General features: G+C 34.8%; 18 protein-coding genes. 11 read left to right on the top strand and 7 right to left on the bottom strand.

Features of this window, described 5'->3' with window-relative positions; all coding sequences use genetic code 11:
• Window positions 1-89 precede the first annotated feature (89 nt).
• From LBV24_RS04695 to LBV24_RS04670, 6 genes are all read left to right on the top strand, one after another.
• Window positions 90-1,151: a zinc metalloprotease gene (locus LBV24_RS04695; RefSeq protein WP_224477433.1), complete on the top strand. Its 1,062-nt coding sequence runs from the start codon at window positions 90-92 to the stop codon at window positions 1,149-1,151.
• Window positions 1,152-1,324: 173 nt separating this feature from the next.
• Window positions 1,325-2,074, top strand: a complete 750-nt coding sequence (locus LBV24_RS04690; protein WP_224477432.1) for an META domain-containing protein — start codon at window positions 1,325-1,327, stop codon at window positions 2,072-2,074.
• A gap of 33 nt (window positions 2,075-2,107) precedes the next feature.
• Window positions 2,108-2,530 (top strand): SufE family protein, encoded by a 423-nt coding sequence (locus tag LBV24_RS04685; RefSeq protein ID WP_224477431.1) that lies wholly within the window; start codon window positions 2,108-2,110, stop codon window positions 2,528-2,530.
• Window position 2,531: 1 nt separating this feature from the next.
• Window positions 2,532-2,858 (top strand): DUF59 domain-containing protein, encoded by a 327-nt coding sequence (locus LBV24_RS04680; protein WP_224477430.1) that lies wholly within the window; start codon window positions 2,532-2,534, stop codon window positions 2,856-2,858.
• On the top strand, window positions 2,859-3,365 hold the full coding sequence (locus tag LBV24_RS04675; protein ID WP_224477429.1) for a DUF2480 family protein: 507 nt from the start codon (window positions 2,859-2,861) through the stop codon (window positions 3,363-3,365).
• 136 nt (window positions 3,366-3,501) lie between these two features.
• The gene (locus LBV24_RS04670; RefSeq protein ID WP_224477428.1) at window positions 3,502-4,410 is read left to right on the top strand and encodes a DUF3078 domain-containing protein; all 909 of its coding nucleotides are present in this window, start codon (window positions 3,502-3,504) and stop codon (window positions 4,408-4,410) included.
• Window positions 4,411-4,456: 46 nt separating this feature from the next.
• Here LBV24_RS04670 and hflX read toward each other — a convergent pair whose 3' ends face one another.
• Window positions 4,457-5,668: a GTPase HflX gene (gene hflX, locus LBV24_RS04665; protein WP_224477427.1), complete on the bottom strand. Its 1,212-nt coding sequence runs from the start codon at window positions 5,666-5,668 to the stop codon at window positions 4,457-4,459.
• A 72-nt stretch (window positions 5,669-5,740) separates the two neighbouring features.
• Between hflX and LBV24_RS04660 the strand changes: the two genes are divergently transcribed.
• The 4 genes from LBV24_RS04660 (at window position 5,741) to LBV24_RS15265 (ending at window position 15,292) form a co-directional block, all read left to right on the top strand.
• Window positions 5,741-6,691, top strand: coding sequence for an endonuclease/exonuclease/phosphatase family protein (locus LBV24_RS04660; RefSeq protein WP_224477426.1), 951 nt, complete (start codon window positions 5,741-5,743; stop codon window positions 6,689-6,691).
• A gap of 222 nt (window positions 6,692-6,913) precedes the next feature.
• Window positions 6,914-12,424 (top strand): T9SS type B sorting domain-containing protein, encoded by a 5,511-nt coding sequence (locus tag LBV24_RS04655; RefSeq protein ID WP_224477425.1) that lies wholly within the window; start codon window positions 6,914-6,916, stop codon window positions 12,422-12,424.
• A gap of 26 nt (window positions 12,425-12,450) precedes the next feature.
• Complete coding sequence (locus LBV24_RS04650) at window positions 12,451-13,362, top strand: PorP/SprF family type IX secretion system membrane protein (RefSeq protein ID WP_224477424.1); 912 nt, start codon at window positions 12,451-12,453, stop codon at window positions 13,360-13,362.
• A 19-nt stretch (window positions 13,363-13,381) separates the two neighbouring features.
• A complete protein-coding gene (locus LBV24_RS15265) occupies window positions 13,382-15,292 on the top strand; it encodes an OmpA family protein (RefSeq protein WP_224477423.1) in 1,911 nt (636 codons plus the stop codon).
• 58 nt (window positions 15,293-15,350) lie between these two features.
• Here the strand turns inward: LBV24_RS15265 and LBV24_RS04640 are convergent, their stop codons facing one another.
• A complete protein-coding gene (locus LBV24_RS04640; protein ID WP_224477422.1) occupies window positions 15,351-15,866 on the bottom strand; it encodes a YciI family protein in 516 nt (171 codons plus the stop codon).
• The gene (locus LBV24_RS04635; RefSeq protein ID WP_224477655.1) at window positions 15,863-16,336 is read right to left on the bottom strand and encodes a CYTH domain-containing protein; all 474 of its coding nucleotides are present in this window, start codon (window positions 16,334-16,336) and stop codon (window positions 15,863-15,865) included. The genes LBV24_RS04640 and LBV24_RS04635 overlap by 4 nt, the downstream gene beginning before the upstream one ends.
• 21 nt (window positions 16,337-16,357) lie before the next feature.
• Here LBV24_RS04635 and dinB point away from each other — a divergent pair, with 21 nt between their 5' ends.
• A complete protein-coding gene (dinB, locus tag LBV24_RS04630) occupies window positions 16,358-17,470 on the top strand; it encodes a DNA polymerase IV (RefSeq protein WP_224477421.1) in 1,113 nt (370 codons plus the stop codon).
• 1 nt (window position 17,471) lies between these two features.
• Here the strand turns inward: dinB and pyk are convergent, their stop codons facing one another.
• The 4 genes from pyk to fabF all read right to left on the bottom strand — a co-directional run bounded on the left by pyk (window position 17,472) and on the right by fabF (window position 21,526).
• The gene (gene pyk / locus LBV24_RS04625) at window positions 17,472-18,911 is read right to left on the bottom strand and encodes a pyruvate kinase (RefSeq protein ID WP_224477420.1); all 1,440 of its coding nucleotides are present in this window, start codon (window positions 18,909-18,911) and stop codon (window positions 17,472-17,474) included.
• A 4-nt stretch (window positions 18,912-18,915) separates the two neighbouring features.
• Window positions 18,916-19,395: an IPExxxVDY family protein gene (locus LBV24_RS04620; RefSeq protein ID WP_224477419.1), complete on the bottom strand. Its 480-nt coding sequence runs from the start codon at window positions 19,393-19,395 to the stop codon at window positions 18,916-18,918.
• A 132-nt stretch (window positions 19,396-19,527) separates the two neighbouring features.
• Complete coding sequence (rnc, locus tag LBV24_RS04615; protein WP_224477418.1) at window positions 19,528-20,268, bottom strand: ribonuclease III; 741 nt, start codon at window positions 20,266-20,268, stop codon at window positions 19,528-19,530.
• A gap of 7 nt (window positions 20,269-20,275) precedes the next feature.
• On the bottom strand, window positions 20,276-21,526 hold the full coding sequence (fabF, locus tag LBV24_RS04610) for a beta-ketoacyl-ACP synthase II (protein WP_224477417.1): 1,251 nt from the start codon (window positions 21,524-21,526) through the stop codon (window positions 20,276-20,278).
• Between the last annotated feature and the right edge of the window lie 2 nt (window positions 21,527-21,528).

Genomic DNA, 21,528 nt, shown 5'->3' with positions numbered 1-21,528 from the left:
GATTATTCATATTAATTCCTTAAATATTTGTTAAGTTTTTAAATTATTATCATATATTCGGCTAATAAATTTAAAAACTCTCAATATTTATGAAAAAATCATTATTAGGATTAGCCCTAGTTGGAGCCTTTTTTATTGGATGTTCTGATGACTCTAACGGAACCCAAGAACAAGAAACTACTGTGGACATGTCAGACTTTTATTTGTATACAGATCCTGTTGAAGCAGGTACGGCAGATAAGAGTTCGGATGGTAAAAACTGCACATCAATGACTGTTTTAAATAGACAGTTAAATGAAAACCCAGGTTTATACCAGGCCATGTACAACATTGAAGAAAGATCAAGAAGATTCGCCAACAATTTACGCCCTGGAAACGGAAATGGAAACGGAAATGGTGGTGGTAACAATGGTGGTGGAGATGATGGTGGTGGAGATCCACCAACTGATGATGGCCTTGGATCAATTAATATCCCAGTATATGTTTATGTTGTTTATGCAAACAGTGCTCAAAATATAAGTGATTCTCAGATTAATTCTCAAATATCTGTTCTTAATGCAGATTTTAACGATACAAATTTCAGTGATGTAAATACGTATCCTGAAAGAGGTGCTGATGTAGATATCACATTTACTTTAGCAAACGTTGATAGAAGAGCAAATTCTACATCTCAATGGGGAACAAATGATGCTGTTAAATCTGTTTACCCAGCACTACCTGGCCATTTGACAATTTGGGTAGCTAACATTGGAGGTGGAATATTAGGATATGCACAATTCCCTGGAGGTAATGCTTCAACAGATGGTGTTGTTGTTTCTCCACAATACTTTGGAACTACTGGCACTGCCACTGCTCCTTTTGATGGAGGCAGAACTACTACACATGAAGTTGGACACTGGTTAAACCTAAGACATATTTGGGGAGATGGCAGATGTAATAGAGACGATTTCGTGTCAGATACACCAAAATCAGACCGTCCTAACTATGGATGTCCTGGTCAAGTTAGTCACTGTAGATCTATTGACATGACTGAAAACTATATGGACTATACTGATGACGACTGTATGGGCTTATTTACTCAAGGACAAAAAGAAAGAATGAGATCTGTACTTGCTCCTGGAGGACCAAGAGATGAGTTTACAGGTAACTAAGACTGTTTAGATATAGTAAAAAGGCACCTTTTTAAGGTGCCTTTTTTTATGGCATAGATTTCGATGATAAAAAAACGATATCTTTAACTTTTAATCTATAGGCGATGAAATTTTTATTTTCTTTTTTAAGTATTTTACTTTTTTCCAACTCTTGCAATTCTAATAAAAATTCAATGGATGCTAAAAGTTTAGATCAAGAATCACTAGCAGGCAGCTATATAATTAAAGAAATGGGTGATGAAATGATCAAAGGTCAAACATTAAAAATCACCTTTGAATCTAATTCTGATAGAGTGACTGGATTTGGTGGTTGTAATAGTTTTTTCGGTACTTATACCCTTAAAGACAATAAAATTAGTTTTAGTGATATTGCGTCTTCCAAAAAGTTCTGTGGTAAAGCTATTGGTGATTTAGAACGCAATTTCTTTTCAACATTGAAGAGCTCAACTAAAATAGAATTGGATGAAAACCATCTCTTGTTTCATGCGGATGACAGCATTGTTTTAAAAGCGGAAAAGGCCGTTGTTGAAAAAAACATGAAAAAAGCAATTCCAAACGCTAGTTCGGTTGTAATTTATAAAGCTATATCTAGAGGGTCCTTTGATTATATAAAAATCTCAGATTCAAAAATCAGTGTTTCTCAAGATAGAAATTTAAAAGTATTTAGTGACTATAATTGTACGGAGGAGGATAAAAATGAGCTAATATCAATATTAGATCAATTAAATCTTGCTGAATTAGAAAACCTGAAGGCTCCTACTGACAAACGCCTTTTTGATGGAGCACCAATTGCAACATTAACAATTATTAAAAATGGTATTGAAAAAACTACTCCAAGTTTTGATCATGGCCATCCGCCAAAAGAAATAGAAACATTAGTTAATAAAGTGTTATCGATAAAAGAAAATGTAACTAAACAGTAGGGTTTTTGTAATTTTGCGACAAAACAATTGATGATGACTATTGCAGAAGTACAAAACGAAATTATTGATGAATTCTCAATGTTTGAGGACTGGGAAGAAAGATATCAATACATGATAGACTTGGGTAAGACATTACCTCTTATTGAAGAAAAATATAAAACTGACGACCATATAATAAAAGGCTGCCAAAGTAAAGTTTGGGTACATGCGGAAATGGAAAATGACAAAGTCAATTTTACAGCCGATAGTGATGCTATTATTACTAAGGGAATAATAGCCATTTTAATTCGAGTTTTTTCCGGTCAACATCCAAAAGATATCATTGATGCTGATACTGAATTTATAGATAAAATAGGTTTAAAAGAGCATTTATCACCAACTAGAGCAAACGGTTTGGTTAGTATGATAAAACAACTTAAAATGTATGCTATTGCATACCAAACACAATTAAATTAAAATGAGCGAGACAACTATAGATACAAATGTGCTTGGAGATAAGATTGTTAGAGTTTTAAAGACAATATACGATCCTGAAATCCCTGTAGATATATATGAACTAGGGTTAATTTATGATGTTTTTGTTAATGAGGATTACGATGTAAAAATCCTAATGACATTAACCACACCTAATTGTCCTGTAGCAGAAACACTTCCGTTAGAGGTTGAAGAAAAAGTTAAATCAATTAACGAGGTAAAAGACGCAGTGGTTGAAATAACTTTTGATCCTCCTTGGTCACAAGATTTAATGAGTGAGGAAGCAAAATTAGAACTAGGCATGCTTTAAATGGCAGAAGAAATTATAAATAGAGTTGCAAATAGTAAACTCAAGGTGATTGACTTAGAGGATTATTATCCGGACGGAAAACGAATCTTATTTGATATAAAAGATTGGCTGCTCGAAGGTCTTGTATTAAGAGAAAAAGAATTTAGAGCTTATGTTTCGGAGCATGATTGGTCTCAATATAAGGATTGCTACGTTGCACTACATTGCTCCACAGATGCAATTGTACCGGATTGGGCATATATGTTAATTACAATTCAATTAAATAATTTCGCCAAAAAAGTTGTTATTGGTAATCTAAATCATTTAGAGTCTATTCTCTTTGCCTCTATAATTTCAAACCTAGATATTTCGTTATTTCAAGATATGCCAGTAATAATTAAAGGGTGTTCTCATAAACCCGTTCCTTCAAATGCATTGGTAATGCTTACGGAAAGACTGCAACCCGTTGCTAACTCTATAATGTTTGGCGAGGCTTGTTCGTCTGTACCTCTTTATAAAAGAAAATAGTCAAAATATGTGACTTCTTACATTTTTTTAGGTCTAACCCACATGACCATGATATGACAAATGTCATTCGAAAAAGTCAATAATCATTTATATTTGTACAATTAAACAACTATAATTTACTTAACACTTATTAATTATGAACAAAAAATTAATCTTTTCGGCAGTATTAATGCTAGCCATTTCTTTTGGTTTTTCACAAACCAAGGAAGAATTAGAAGCTCAAAAAGCTGAGAAACAAGCTGAAGCTGACAAGTTTCAGGGAGAAGTAAATGCCCTACAGGCACAAATAGATGCGTTGCCAGGTTGGCGTACAGGTGTATTTGGCACTATAGGTGGAAGTTTATCTAACTTCAACAACTGGTATGGACAGGGAATACCAAATAATAATTCTGGAAATATTGGAATTACTGTAAATGCTTTTGCAAACAAAATTGAAGACAAGTATTTCTGGAGAAATGCTCTTACAACAAATTTAAACTGGGTTAAATTTGACGATAAAGATGATGATACTGATGATGATAGTTTTAGAACTGGATCAGACGTATTTAATTTATCTTCTTTATACGGTAGAAGGCTAAGTGAAAAATGGGCTATTTCTGGTTTAATGGAGTATAGAACTACACTATTAGACAACTTCAATGACCCTGGATATTTAGATCTTGGTGTAGGTGCAACATGGACACCAATTGAAAATATGGTTGTTGTAATTCACCCATTAAACTACAACTTTGTATTTGCTGATAATGATAGTGTATTTGAGTCTTCAGCTGGTGCAAAAATAGTAGCAGATTATACAAGATCTATAGGAGCTGTTAATTTCAAGACCAATTTCTCAACATTCCAAAGTTATAAGTCTGGAGATTTATCAAACTGGACATGGACTAACTCTTTTAGCTATACATTATGGAAAATGATTGGTGTTGGTTTTGACTTTGGTTTAAGAAGCAATAAACAAGAAGCGGCAAATTTCCAAGGAGTTGATTTAGAAGATGCAGACAATGAACTGCAATCCTATTACACTCTTGGTTTAAGTTATAAATTCTAATAAGAATTCACATTTATAAAAAAGAGAGCCGATATGGCTCTCTTTTTTATGATATATCTTCAACATCCGGATAAAGAAAATGATTATACGGAAATCTTGTTATGTGTATTTCCCTTACTTCTTTATAAACACGTTTTCTAAATTCTTCTAAGTTTTCCTTATTGAGAGCAGATATAAATAAAGCATTATCGCCTAGTTTCGCCATCCATGTATTTTTCCAATCTTCAATTGTGTGATTGGCTTTTGTCCGTTCTAGTTCACTTTCATCCTCATCAAACGGTTCAGGTTTATAGGCATCTATTTTATTAAATACCATAATAGTTGGCTTGTCCTTACTCTGAATTTCATCCAATATTTGATTTACAGATTCTATATGCTCTTCAAAATTAGAATGCGAAATATCCACAACATGTAATAACAAATCAGCTTCTCTCACCTCATCTAAAGTGGATTTAAAGGACTCTACTAATTGTGTAGGCAGTTTTCTTATAAAACCAACTGTATCACTTACTAAAAATGGCAAGTTTCCTATTACAACCTTCCTAACTGTGGTGTCTAGGGTAGCAAATAATTTATTCTCGGCAAAAACCTCACTCTTGCTAATTACATTCATAAGAGTAGATTTACCAACATTAGTATATCCAACTAAAGCAACTCGTACCATTTTACCTCGGTTGCCTCTCTGTACTGCCATTTGCTTATCAATGGTCTTAATCTTAGCCTTTAACAGTGCAATCTTATCGCGAACAATTCGTCTATCTGTCTCAATTTCTGTTTCACCAGGGCCACGCATACCAATACCACCTTTTTGTCTTTCTAAGTGTGTCCACATTCCTTTTAATCGAGGAAGCAAATATTCACATTGAGCCAGCTCTACCTGTGTCCTAGCATAACTCGTTTGGGCACGCTGGGCAAAAATATCCAATATAAGATTTGTTCTGTCTAATATTTTACAATTAAGAATCTTACTGATATTGCGTTCTTGTGCAGGTGATAATTCGTCATCAAAGATAACTGTGCCGACCTCATTTTCTTTTACAAAGCGCATAACCTCTTCCATTTTACCAGAACCGATAAATGTTTTTGGATTTGGCATGTTCATTTTTTGCGTATAACGCTTTACAACTTCACCACCTGCGGTAAAGGTTAAGAACTCTAGTTCGTCTAAATACTCTTTAGATTTTTCTTGATCTTGATCTTGGGTAATAATACCTACAAGCACAACTTTTTCTAGAGCTATATCTTTTTTTTCAATCATATATTAAATAAAGTACAAAGTTAAGCAAATGCTATATTCCAAATAATCTTTTAAAGTCATATATTTATTGCCATGACTAATAAGCAAAAGCAGTATACCATAGCCTTTTATAATATCGAAAACTTATTTGATACTGTAAATGATCCTATGAGTGATGACGATGATTTTTTACCAACTTCCAGAAAACGTTGGACTAAAAAACGCTATTACAATAAACTGCGGAAAATTGGGTCGGTAATTTCAAAAATTGGAAATGATGATTCTGACCAAGCTCCAGTTATCGTAGGACTAGCAGAAGTTGAAAATAAAATGGTGCTTTCTGATTTAATAAACAGTGAAAATCTAAGAGACGAAGACTACAGTTATGTTCACTATAATTCTTCTGACGAGCGCGGTATTGATGTAGCTCTTTTATATAAGGACGGCATATTTGAAGTAGAACATTCTGATACTTTTTCAGTCTACCTAGAAAACGAAGAGGGTTTAAGAGATTATACTAGAGATATCTTATTAGTTCAAGGGAAATTAAATGGTGAAACCATATCAATTATTGTAAATCATTGGTCCTCTAGAAGAGAGGGTGAAAAAGAAACTGAACACAAACGTATTGCCGCTGCAAAAAAGGTTAATTCAATAATTAACACTATTAAAGAAGACCATCCAAGTATGAAAATAATTGTTATGGGTGACTTTAATGACAACCCAAATAATGACAGTATAGAACTCATAGAAAATGAAAGTAGTCTTTTTAATCCATTTAAAACGGTTTGGTCTAGAGATGTTGGAAGTCTAAACCATAATTTTCAGTGGAATCTATTTGATCAAATTTTATTCTCTACTAATTTTTTTGATAACAATAATTCTTCCCTGTCTTTTGATGAAGCGGATGTGTTTGATGTTAAGTCTTTAACACAATACCATGGAAAGTATAAAGGCCAGCCATTTAGAACTTATGTAGGTAAAAAATATAAGGGTGGATATAGTGATCATTTTCCTGTTTATATCAGCCTAAAATCTTCTTAATATAGCATCTCCCTTTTATCGATTATAACTGTACTTAATCTATTATAACACTGTTAACATAGTGTTAATAACCAATTTTTATATATTCGGGTGAATATCAAAATTTCGGCTATAAACCGAAATTTTTGTTCCCTATAGCCCCTTCATTTTTTAAAATAAATCAACTCCTTTGTAATCAGTGTTTTACAAAGGGTTAAATAATTTCTAACAAACCAATTAATAATGAAAAAAAGTACTTTACTACTATTTTCACTTTTTTTAATTTTATTCCAAATCAACGCCCAAGTGGCCATTGGTTCTGGGAATTTACAAGGTGAAAATGCGCCTTTTGAAGCTTATTATGGATACTCGTATGCTCAAACGGTATACTTAGCTTCAGAAATCAATGCTTCTGGTGACATTACTGATATACAGTGGTATTACAGTGGCACATCTGACTTAGCAAACAGTCAAGATTTAATCATTTACATGGCAGAATCTACGCGTACTGAATTTGCAAATACTGATGACTGGGAACCATTAACCTCTCTAACTCAAGTTTATGCTGGTGGAATAACTGTCACTCCGGGTGTTGAAGGATGGGTGACACTAACCTTAGATACACCTTTTACATATTCTGGAACAGACAATTTGATTATTGCTGTAGAAGAAAATAGTGCAGGGTATGATTCCTTTGGTGATGATTTTTATAATTCTCAAGTAAGTACTAATCGAACTATTTCTTATTTCAGTGATTTTACAAACCCTGATCCTGTTGCTCCTCCAACTGCGAGTAACATTGACGATACCATTCCTAATGTTATAATAGGTGGTATTACTCAAGCCTGTGCTACACCAAGTGACTTAGCCGCTTCTGGCATTACCTCAAGTGAGGCTCAAATTTCATGGACTGAAAATGGCGCGGCAACACTTTGGAATGTAGAAATTGTAATGTCTGGAGATGCTCCTACAGGTACGCCAACAGCAACCGGAGTTTCAAATCCATATACAGCTATGGGACTATCTGCAGTTACAACCTATGATGTTTACGTTCAGGCAGATTGTGGTACCGAACAAAGTGCTTTCGCAGGTCCTTTAACGTTTGAAACATTATGTGATGTATTTGTACCTGACTACTTAGAAGACTTTACAACGATAATACCAGACTGTTGGGATGAAGCTGATAGTGGTGACCCTGCAACTGGGCCATCAGACTTAGGTGCAGGTTCTTGGACAGCTGATGAATTTTTAAATATTGGAACTGGTGATGGTGCTTATAAAATCAATTTATTTACAACTGGTAAGAGTGATTGGGTTATTTCTCCTCAGTTTGATTTAACAGGAGGGCCTTTCCAAGTTGAGTTTGATTTTGCTATTACAAACTGGAATAGTAGTACTGTGGCAGGAACATTAGGTTCTGATGATGTTGTACAATTATTAATGACAACAGATAATGGTGCAACTTGGACCACGTTATTAACATACGACAGTACGTCTGTTGTACCAATTCCAGGAATACACCCGGTAGTAGACTTAACAGCTAATAGTGGTCAAACAGTTCAATTTGCAATTTACGCAACAGAAGGAACAACAGATGACCCTCAAGATGTTGATGTATTTGTAGATAATTTTCAAGTAAGAAATATTCCTTCATGTCCAGAACCAACTGATTTAGCGGTATCTAACCCAACACCAGATGGTGCTGAAATTACATGGATAGAACCAGGAACTTCTACTGTTTGGAATATTGAAATTGTTCCAGCCGGAGATACTCCAACAGGAACTCCTACGGCTACAAATGTTACTAACCCATATTTCGCAACAGGTCTTAATGCTATCACAGCTTATGACATATATGTACAATCTGATTGTGGTGGTGACTTAAGTTCGTGGACTGGCCCAGCCACATTCACAACATTGTGTGATATTTTTGTGCCAGATTATATAGAAAACTTTACAACTATAATTCCTGATTGTTGGGACGAGGCAAGTAATGGCGATGCTATAACTGGCCCGACTGATTTAGGTGCAGGTTCTTGGGTTGCAGATGAGTTTTTAAATATAGGAACTGATGATGGCGCTTATAAAATTAATTTATTTGCTGCAGGTAAAAGTGATTGGATTATTTCTCCACAGTTTGATTTAACCGGTGGACCTTTCCAAGTAGAATTTGATTTTGCTATAACTAACTGGAATAGTAGTACAGTTGCCGGCACTTTAGGTTCTGATGATACTGTTCAACTATTAATGACAAATGATGGTGGTGCGACCTGGATTGAATTATTATTATATGATAACAGTTCTGTGGTGCCTATCCCAGGTATTCACCCAGTAGTAGATCTGACTGCTTATAGTGGACAAATTGTTCAATTTGGTATTCTTGGTTCTGAAGGTACAGTTAATGACCCTGAAGATATTGATGTGTTCGTTGATAATTTCCAAGTAAGGAATATTCCAACATGTCCAGAACCAACTGACTTAACATCAACTAATCTCACACTAACGTCTACTGAAATAGCTTGGACTGAAGCTGGGACTTCAACTGTATGGAATATAGAGTATGGGCCTGCTGGTTTCGCTCAAGGTACTGGTACGATAGTTAACGGTGTTACAAACCCATTTATACTTACTGGATTACTTTCTGATACATTATATGATTGGTATGTGCAAGCAGAATGTGACCCATCAAATTTAAGTTCTTGGTCAGGCCCAAGTCAATTTTTCACTGGTTACTGTGAATCGGTACCAACGAGTAATGATGGGCAAGGTGTAACTAATGTTACTATAGGTATTGTTGACTTCCCAAGTTTAGGAGATGTTACTTATGAAAATCAAACCTCACCGGTGGTTAATGTATTCCAAGGTGTAGATACTACAGTAGAAATAACTTTCGCTACAGGATTTACATATGATACCAATATCTGGATTGATTTTAATGATGATTTAGTATTTGATGCATCAGAATTAGTATTCCAAGGAGAATCTACAAATGCTAACCCAACAATATTAGATGCTTCTTTTGTTATGCCAGCTACTGCTCCCTTAGGTCAACATAGAATGCGTATTGGTACTGCAGATTCTGGACAAGCAACACCAAATCCATGTTATAATGGTTCTTGGGGTGTTACCTTAGATTTCACAGTTAATGTTATTGAATTGACATGTACATTGCCAGAAGCTAGTTATACGACAGTACCAGATTGTGACAACGACCAATTCTTTATTGATGTTGATGTTACAAGTTTAGGTGATGCAACTTCTTTAGAGATTTCTAATAACTTAGATGCAACAACTGTACAGGCAACTGCTATCGGTGTTTATCAAGCTGGTCCATTCCCTTTTGGTAGCACGGTAAAAGTGTTTGTTATGAACGAACAAGACAATAACTGTATTATCAGTAGCGATAATTTTACTGTTTTGGCGTGTCCACCTGATAATGACGAATGTGATATGGCAACTATTGCGGTTGTTAACGATATTGATCTATGTGAGCAAGTAACACCTGGAACAATCCTGGCTGCTACACCTTCAGGCTTAGATTCTGGAACTTGTACAGGAGATCCTAATGATGATGTTTGGTTTGAGTTTACAGCACTCGATGAAGTAGAATTCATTTCTTTAAACAATATTCAAGGAGGTACAACTAATTTAGATCATGCCGTTTATGAAGGAACGTGTGGTAGTTTAACTGAACTTTATTGTTCAGATCAAACATCCAGTATTACACCATCTTTAGTTGTTGGAAATACATACTATATAAGAGTATTTAGTGCAGGTAGTGTATTAGAGACATCCACATTCGATTTATGTATTAGAGAAGCACCAACAAATGTTATTTGTGAAAATGCAGAAAATTTCTGTTCTGTTGGTGGCGCACTTGTAGGTTCAAACATTGTAGGACTTCCAGATCCAACAGACGTAGCGTGTTTAGGTTCTGTACCTAACCCTTCATGGAATATTATTCAAATTGGAGAATCTGGACTAATAGAAATCGAAATTGTTCAATGGCAGGATAATAATAACAATGGTGTTCAAGATGGTGGTGAACCAGGATTGGATGTTGACTTTGCTATTTGGGGCCCATTTAATACACTTGAAGAAGGGTGTATGGATATAGAACTTGTAGATTGTCCTACTTGTCCATTCTCAAATAACCCAGATACTGGATTCTATCCTTTCGGAAATATTATTGATTGTAGTTACTCACCGGCACCAATAGAAAACTTGACTATTGATAATGCTGTAGAAGGTGAAATATATGTGCTATTGGTAACAAACTTCTCTAATGGAGCAGGAGTAATTTCAATTGAACAAACTAATGTTGGAAATACAGGAGACGGAACAATAGATGCAGAAATATCTGCTGAGATTACAAGTAATGAAGTTGTTTTTGTAGATACCGATTCTGATCCTAGTACTCCTGTTGAAGCTTCAGTTTGTGGTTTTGACACAGTAACAATTATAGCAGATTCACCATTTGCCGATAGCTATGTTTGGTACAAAAATGGTTTCGTAGTGCCAGGTGAAACAACAGACACGTTGGTAGTTACAGAATCTGATCTTTACCAAGTACAAGCATTTGACGAACAATGTGGTGCAGATGCATTTTCACCATTTGTGGTCATAAATATGTATAATGATCCTGGTTCATTAGACCCACAGGTTATAGAAGTTTGTGACGGACCTGAAAGTGATGGAAGTGAGTCATTTGATCTTGATGCATTAACTACATCTCTAGGTTATGGACCAGATTTCACAGTTACCTATTATACTAATACAGCTGATGCTAACCAAGCAATGAATGCAGTAAGTTCTCCTTACGATTCATCTGGTGAAACACTGGTTATAAGAGTTGAGGATACTGATGCATTCAATAACGGTTTCTTAGGCTGTAGACAACTTTCAGAAGTAGAGTTGGTAGTTCTGGCAATACCTGTAATTAATCAACCAGCCGACTTTGTTGTCTGTGATGATATAGATGGAACAGTTGACGGAATTACAGACTTTGATTTAACTTCTATTGATGGTGAAATCACAACTGATACAGATGTAGCAATTACTTATCATACGTCTCAGGCTGATGCTGATACTGGAGCTGTAGCTATTGCTAGTCCATATTCAAGTGGTGATGCTACCGTATACGTACGAGCTGAAAATACTCTAACAGGATGTTTTGTTACTACATCATTCAATTTAGTTGTGAATGTAGTGCCATTAGGCTCTATTGATACGAATCTATTTTATTATGATACAGATACCAATGAGTTTTTACTGTGTCCTGCTGCAGAATCTGGAGTAGTCCTTACAATAATTCCTCAAGGATTTAATACCTCTGATGTTACAGTTCAATGGGTATTAGATGGAAACGATATTTCTGGTGCTAACGGTATTTCATACGAAGCTTTTGAAGGAGGCGATTATTCGGCTATAATTACCTTTAATGCTACAGGATGTTCAAATACAATTTCAAACATTACTGTTACTGAAATTGAAAACTGTGCGATTCCACAAGGGATTTCACCAGGAGTTTCAGCCGGATTTAATGATACTCTCGACTTAAGGTATTTTAATGTTACAAAACTTGAAATATTCAACAGAAATGGAACTTTAGTTTATTCAAAGAATAATTATTCTAATGAATGGGCAGGGCAAACTGATGATGGTGAAGAGCTTCCAGTAGGAACATATTTCTACACCATGGTATATGAGGGAGGAACAAAGTCTAAATCTGGATGGATTTATATTAATAGATAATCAACTAACTGAATCAACTTATTATAATGAAAAAACTCACTATTATAGCGGTTTTGCTCTTAGCACTACAGTCCTATGGGCAACAAGACCCTCAGTACACTCAGTACATGTATAATATGAATATTATTAACCCTGCTTATGCAGGTTCTAGAGAGAACTTGTCATTTGGGTTATTATATAGAAATCAATGGACGGCAATAGATGGAGGCCCTGAGACGGGTACTTTCTTTGGCCACTCACCAATCGGAAACAACCTAGGGTTAGGATTATCTGTAATTGCAGATCAAATTGGACCGGTAAAAGAAACTAATACCTATGTAGATGTTTCTTATACGCTTAAATTAGGAGGTGCACATAGACTAGCTTTCGGAGTTAAAGCAGGTGCCACTTTCCACGATATTAATTTAACGAGTTCAAATGTCTCTGTAATAGATCAAAATGACCCATTCTTTGGAATTGGTATAAATGAGACAACACCTAATTTTGGTGCTGGTTTCTTCTATTATACTGATAATTATTACTTATCGTTATCTGTACCTAATTTCTTGTCATCGGTTCATTTAGATGCTAATGGAAATAAAATAGGTTCAGAAACACAGCACTACTTTTTAACTGGTGGATATGTGTTTAATTTATCGCCTAACACGGAATTGAAACCTTCTTTTATGCTTAAGTCGGCATTTGATGCACCATCATCATTTGATATTAATTTAAATGCCAGGTTTTTTAAGAAGTTTGAAATTGGAGCTTCGTACCGTTTAGACGATTCCTTCTCTGGTTTAGTAAACTTTGCGGTTACACCATCAATTAGATTGGGGTATGCTTACGATGCTATTTCGTCAGAAATTAAGGCTTATGCTCCAGCATCTCATGAAGTAATGCTGTTATTCGATCTTAATTTCCCTAAGAAAGTTTCACGTTCACCAAGATATTTCTAATCAGTTAAGCTAAACAAAAATGAAAAACTTAAAAACACTATTATTTATTACGTTGATGAGTAGTTTATGCTTAACTGCTCAAAACAGCGACACAAAAAAAGCAGATAAACAATTTGCTAGGTATGAATTTGTAAAGGCTGCTGACAGCTATAACAAACTTATAGAAAAAGGTAAAGGTGATGCTTATGTATACGGTCAGCTAGCCGAATGTTATTACAACGTTTTTAATACCGTAGATGCAGAAAAATGGTATGCCAAGGCCTTAGAGTCTTCTAGTGATCCAGAAATGATTTACAAGTATTCCGAAATGCTGAAAGCTAATGGTAAATACGACGAGTCTAATACACAAATGGAAAAATTTGCTTCCATGCGTCCTTCTGATGATAGAGCTACTGCATTTAGAAAAAATCCAAACTATTTGCCTAAAATATTAGAACAGGGTAAAAAGTTTAATGTTCAAAATGCAGATTTCAATTCTGAGCAATCAGATTTTGGAGGCACTATGAACAATGGAAAATTGTATATAGCTTCAAGTAGAAATGATAACCGTAAAACTTATGGTTGGAATCAAGAACCATTTCTAGACATCTATTCTTTATCGAAAAATTCAGATGGTTCATACCAAGGGGCGACACTAATGAACGATAAGATTAATACTAGATATCATGAAGGTCTAGTGTCTTTTTCACCAGATGGAGAAACAATGTACTTTTCGAGAGAGAGCTATTTTGAAAAAGATTTTGAAAAGGACTCCATTTCAAAAGTGAGATATAGTCAATTATATTTATTTAAGGCAACAAAACTTGGTTCTGATTGGGACATGGTTGAAAGTTTGTCAGTGAATAGCAAAAATTACTCTGTAAAGAACCCATCAGTTAGTTCAGATGGTAAGACTATATATTTTGCATCAAACATGCCAGGTGGTTATGGTAACTTTGATATTTACAAGGCATCTATTAATGATGATGGTTCACTCGGTGAACCTCAAAATCTCGGGCAAAAAGTAAATACGGAAGGCCAAGAAATGTTCCCGTATATAAGTAGCAATGGTACACTTTACTTTTCATCTAATGGTCATTTAGGCCTTGGTGGAATGGATGTTTTCTTTACTAAAGAAATTGACGGTAAAGTAGCGCCTATTAGAAATGTTGGTATCCCTATAAATAGTAATGGAGATGATTTTGCATTTACTATTGATGAAGAAGCAGAAGAGGGATTTGTTTCATCTAACAGAGACGGAGGAAAAGGAAGCGATGATGTTTATGCCTTCAAAAAATTACAGCCATTATGTGATGTGCTTGTATTAGCCACAGTCTTAGATGATAAGACACGTGAGCCTGTTAATGGTGCAAATGTGACATTGTTAGATTCTGAAGGGAATGTAGTTGTATCAAAAAGTTCGAATTCAGATGGATTAGCAGAATTCATAGTAGAATGCGAGCAAGATTTTGAATTGGAGGTAACTATGGAAGATTACGACAGTAAAAAGGTGTCTGTTAGTGGCACGAACGAGGAAGAGTTAGCTGTTCAAATCTCACTTGATCCAATTGAAAAATTAATTGTTGAAGATAAAATTGAACTACAACCAATTTATTTTGATTTTGACAAGTCTAATATTACAGCACAAGCTGCTTTTGAATTAGACAAACTGGTTCAAATAATGACTAAATATCCTGAGTTAGTTATAAAAGCAACTTCCCATACAGATACTCGTGGGCCTGCATCATATAATAACAGATTGTCAGAACGTAGAGCAAAATCAACTGTACAATATGTTATTTCAAAAGGTATTGACGAAGCAAGGATTTCTGCTGAAGGTAAAGGTGAATCTGAACTTAAAGTAGAATGCGGTGGAAGATGTACGGAAGAACAACATCAAGAAAATAGAAGATCAGAGTTTATTATTGTTAGTGGAGGACCACAAGGATAATAACTCATAAATAAATGTGCTAATGAAGAAAGCTCTGAATAAATTTCAGAGCTTTTTTTTATCTTAACGGGAAACCTTTGGCTGCCCACCATGGATGTATTTCAATTACTAATCTTCCTGCTTTTACCATTGGGTCTGCATTGGCAAGGCTATCTGCCATTTGCATATTTGGCACATTATATATTGTAATTCCTCTAATTTCACCATCGTCACCAAAAGGACCAGATATATCAGCAAAACCCATTTCATACATTTTTCCTAAATGCTCAAGGTGAAGCGCTTGTAGTTCATTGGCCTCATCTTCATTCTGGTTTCTATTTGGCCCACTTTTTAAAAACGCCATGAAATATTGTTGCATTATTACAGTATCCTTGGTTTTTTCGTCTACATAATCAAATATTTGATATCCCTTTTCTTTTAGGTCTTTAATTTGAGTTTGAACTGATTTAAGTTTATCATTAAGCTTAGAATTCTCCGTGTTCAAGAAATTGTCATTTTCTTCATTTCCTGTAGAATTATTTTTGCATGCCATCACGGTACAAATAATGGCAATGAACAAAAGTCTTATTTTCATAATTTCCATTCTTTATATGGTTGTTTACTTAACTGAGAGTTGTAGTATTTTATATCACCTGTTACTTCTTTGCCTAACCACAATGGTTTCTCAAACTTTTCATCGATAGAATTTAATTCTATCTCAGCAATTGTTAGCCCGTCATTTTCACCAAAGAATTCATCTACTTCAATAATATGTTCTCCTGCCTTAATCTCATATCTTATTTTGTCAATGATCCCCTTTTCGCACAATCCTAAAAGAGACATAGCCTCTTCCTTTTTAATTTCTTTTTCCCATTCATAACGTGTTAAACCATCATCAGAAGATAACCCCTTAACAGTCAAAATCCCTTTATTGTCAACTAATCTTACCCTAACTGTCCTTTCTGGGTCAGAATTCAAAAACCCTTGTTTAATGCTGTAGTTATTATAGGCTTCCTCTTTATAATTAGAGGATTTCACTAAATATTTTCGTTCAATTTCTATCATGGTATTGCGTAAATTTACAGTATGCATAATGATTTACCAATAAGAAAAATAATTCATGTTGATATGGATGCCTTTTATGCATCTGTTGAACAACTCGACTATCCGGATCTTAAAGGTAAACCAATTGCAGTTGGTGGTAGTGGTGCAAGAGGCGTAATAAGTGCGGCAAGTTACGAAGCTCGCAAATTTGGGGTCAAGAGCGCCATGTCTGGTAGGTTGGCAGAAAAATTATGCCCTAATTTAATTTTTGTAAAACACCGATTTGAGAGATATAAAGAAATCTCAAACAAAATCAGAAAAATATTTTTGGATTACACCGATTTAGTTGAACCATTATCACTAGATGAGGCATATTTGGATGTAACCAAAAATAAAATAGGGCTCCCTAGCGCAACATTAATAGCGCAGAAAATAAGAGATCGAATATTTAGTGAAGTTGGTTTAACAGCCTCTGCAGGTATCTCAATAAATAAATTTGTAGCGAAGATAGCTAGCGATTATAACAAACCTAATGGCCAAAAAACGGTTAATCCAGAAGATGTACTTCAATTTCTTGAAGAATTGGATATCCGGAAATTCTATGGTGTTGGCAAAGTAACTGCAGAGAAAATGTACCAGAAAGGCATTTTTTCAGGTAAAGATTTAAAATCAAAGAGTATTGAATATCTAGAAGACAATTTTGGTAAATCGGGTAAGCAGTATTACTACATAGTAAGAGGTATTCATAATAGTGAAGTTAGGCCAAACAGGATAAGAAAATCATTAGCCGCAGAACGAACATTCAGTGAGAACCTGTCATCAGAAATCTTTATGCTTGATAAATTAAATCAGATCGCAGAAGAGGTTTCTAACCGCCTAAATAAAAGTAAGGTATCGGGTAAAACAATCACTTTAAAAATTAAGTATAGTGATTTTACGCTTCAAACTCGTAGTAAAACTTTACCATTTTTCATTAACGACAAATCAATTATTCTGGAGAATGCAAAAGAGTTACTATATCAAGATAGTTTAAAAAACTCTGTAAGGTTACTTGGAATTTCCTTATCAAATTTAAATACAGACAAAAAATTATCTGAAGAGCCTATAGACAAGGAGAAGAAATCCGTTAGTGTTCAGTTAAAATTTGAATTTTAGACTAAAAGCTACAGCTTTCAATTTCAGTTACCCGTAATGTATTTACCATACCTTTGTCTTGAATTGGCATTGCTGCTAAACTAATAAGCATATCACCAACTTCTAGGTAACCTTTTTTACAAGCAATTGCATTTACATCTTCAATGGTTTCATCTGTACTTACAAATCTATCATAGTAGAATGCTTTTACACCCCAAAGCAAATTCAATTGCGTTAAAATTCGCTTATTTGAAGTAAATACCAATATGTGTGCGTCTGGTCGCCAAGCAGATATTTGAAATGCAGTATAGCCACTATTTGTCAATGTAGAAATAGCTTTTGCATTTATCTCATTTGCCATATTTGCAGCATGGTAGCAAATAGCTTTTGTAATATATCTTTTAGTTCTAATATGTGGTGGTGATTGTGGTACCTCAATTAAATGAGAATCTTCTACGCTTCTAATTATGTTGGCCATTTGCCGTATTACCTGCACAGGATATTGCCCAACTGAAGTCTCACCTGAGAGCATCACAGCATCCGCACCATCCATCACAGAGTTAGCAACATCATTTACCTCAGCTCTAGTCGGTGTTAAACTTGTAATCATTGTTTCCATCATTTGAGTTGCAATAATTACAGGGATTCTGGCACGTTTAGCACGTAACACTAATTTCTTCTGAATTAGAGGAACCTCTTCTGCAGGTATTTCTACACCTAGATCACCACGAGCTACCATTAAGCCATCACAATAGGCAACAATCTTGTCTATGTTTTCAACCGCTTCAGGCTTTTCAATTTTCGCAATAATTGGAATTTTATAATCACTATGTTCCTTAATCAACTCCTCCAACTGCATTAAATCTTCAGCATGTCTTACAAATGAAAGTGCAATCCAATCTACCTTTTGGCTTATAGCAAAAAGTGCATCTTCAATATCCTTTTCAGTTAATGCTGGTTGCGAAATATTGGTATTGGGTAGATTTACTCCTTTTTTTGATTTTAAAGGACCTCCTTGTATAACCTTTGCTTTAACCTCACTCTTTTTATCGGTAGAAACAACCTCAAAAATTAACTTACCATCATCTAATAATATTCTTTCGCCTGGTTTTGCATCTTGAGGAAAGTTATCATAGGTCATATATACCCTTTCCTTGGTTCCTTCAAAACGTTCTCCTGTGGCAAAAATTATTTCATCTCCTTCATTTACAATCACCTCACCTTTCATTACTCCAACTCTCAACTTTGGCCCTTGCAGGTCTCCTAAAATCGCTGCGTTGTACCCGAATTCATCATTGAGTTCTCTAATAATGTTTATGCGTTCCTTCACTGCATCGTAATCTGCGTGAGAAAAGTTAATTCTAAATACATTTGCACCTTCATCAAGCATCTGTTTCAATATTTCTTTTGTGCTTGTTGCTGGTCCAAGAGTAGCTACTATTTTTGTTTTTTTATTTGGCATCAATTCAAAAAATTAAATGGTTTTTAGATCTCAGTTTCATTGGGTCTACAATGTAACTTGTAATTATCTGGGGCACATTTTGCAATTTGCTTAAAATGACCCTTTCATTAATATTCTGCATTTCCTCTGAAATCTTAATAAAATAATCAACTGTTTTATATTCAGATATTAAGTGAAATGTTTTTAAAACCTTGTTGGTATCTTCAAATAATGTTCCTGAACTATATAAACTTGTTTCTTCCTTTTTACATACATTAGAAATTAAATTCCAAGTAACGTATTCTGTTTCATTCTTCCACTCAAATAGACTATAAGAAGATTCCAAATATTTAAGATCTATATCCTCTTCTTTACGCTTTAATTTTAAATCTAAATTTTTATTGAGTATATATGCTAGTCGATAATCTTCAATACTACAATGAATAGCAATTAGCTTGTAGGAGTCATCATAGAAATCATCAACTAGTAGTTTGTGCAAAGCCATAAAATTATAACTTTTAAGTGTAAATATAGGACAATAATAGATTACATAGATTAACTTTTGATTAATCTTAACCCTTAAAAATTACGAAAACGTTGTAGTGCAAGTTAAATTTGGGATGCCTTAATTACGGCTTTAGATCAACTTTGTCATTTGCTTTTGAAAGGCAAAAAATGCACGCTTTGATGCCTTTTCTTCAGCCTTTTTCTTTGAAGTTGCGCGTGCCTTTGAAACTACTTTATTATTAATACTTAATTTAACAGAAAAATGCTTTAGTTCATCTTTTCCTGTGTCTTCATAAACCTCGTAATCAAAGGTGTTTTTTTCCTTTTGGCACCACTCTATTAGTAAGCTTTTATAACTTATTACCTTGCCTTCTAAAGTTTCAATATCTACGTACGGATAAATAACTCTTTTATATATAAATCGTTCACAAACCTTGTACCCCTTATCCAAATAAATAGCACCAACGAGGGCTTCAAAAAGATTACCATGAATGTTATTCCCAAAGTTTGATTTGGGTATTCGACTTTGAACCAAATCAATTAGATCAAGGTCTTTGCCAAGCTCATTTAAGTGCTCTCTACTCACCACCTTTGAGCGCATTTTTGTGAGATATCCTTCATCGCCATGTGGTACCTGTTCGTACAAGTATGACGCAATTACGGAGCTTAACATTGCATCGCCAACAAATTCTAGGCGCTCATAATTTATGGCATTACCCTTCTTGTCCTTAATATTCATTGAACGATGTGTAAAAGCTTTGATGTAAAGTGATTTAGATTTTGGCTTAAAGCCCAAAATACTTTTAAGTTTCAAAAAAAAATTCCCGTCTCCAGGAGAACGGGAATTTAGTATGTTACGAATGAAACCCATTCGGGATTTAATCTAATTTTTTAAATAATACACAAGCGTTGTGTCCGCCAAATCCAAATGTATTACTCATTGCGACTTTAATATCTCGTTTCTGAGCTTTATTCAACGTTAAATTTAATTCTGGATCTATATTTTCATCAACAGTCTCGTGATTAATTGTGGGCGGTATAATACCATTTTCTAAAGCTAAAATTGAAGCAATAGCCTCAATAGCTCCGGCAGCACCCAACAAATGACCTGTCATTGATTTAGTAGAATTAATATTTATGTTCTTAGCATGGTTGCCAAATACTTCAGATATAGCTTTAAGTTCAGCAACATCTCCTAATGGTGTCGATGTGCCGTGTGTATTAATATGATCTACATCTTCTGGATTTAAACCGGCATTCTCTAAACAATTTTTCATTACCGCAACAACACCAATACCATCTGGATGAGGTGCTGTCATATGATAAGCATCAGAAGATAATCCTCCTCCAACTACTTCAGCATAAATTTTAGCTCCTCTTGCCATAGCATGCTCGTATTCTTCTAAAATGATTGATCCTGCTCCTTCACCCAATACAAAACCGTCTCGGTTTGCATCGAAAGGTCTTGAAGCCGTTTCTGGATTGTCATTTCTTGTACTCATGGCGTGCATAGCATTAAAACCACCCATACCAGCTATTGTAACAGCAGCTTCACTACCACCAGTAATTACAACATCACAATGTCCTAATCTAATAGTGTTTAGAGCATCGATCATTGAATTTGCTGAAGACGCACATGCGGATACTGTAGTATAGTTTGGGCCCATAAAACCATATTTAATGGATATGTTTCCAGGTGCTATATCAGCTATCATTTTTGGAATGAAGAAAGGATTAAAACGTGGGCTTCCGTCTCCTGCGGCAAAATTTAACACCTCATCTTGAAATGTTTTTAAACCGCCTATTCCGGCTCCCCAAATTACTCCTACTCTATATTTATTTAGTGAATCTAGATCAAGTTTTGAGTCTGCAATAGCTTCATCTGAAGCAACCATGGCATACTGCGAAAACTTATCCATTTTCCTTGCTAACTTCCTGTCAATAAAGTCAGTAACTTCAAAGTTTTTTACTTCACAAGCGAACTGTGTTTTAAATTTTTCCGCATCAAAATGCGTAACTGGCGCAGCACCACTTTTACCACTAATTAGTGCATCCCAATATTCATCTTTGGTATTGCCTATTGGTGTAAGTGCTCCTAAACCAGTAACTACAACTCGCTTCAGTTCCATAA

The sequence above is a fragment of the Winogradskyella vincentii genome (assembly GCF_020166345.1).
Lineage (GTDB): Bacteria > Bacteroidota > Bacteroidia > Flavobacteriales > Flavobacteriaceae > Winogradskyella > Winogradskyella vincentii.
This window is presented reverse-complemented; position numbering and strand designations above follow the sequence as displayed.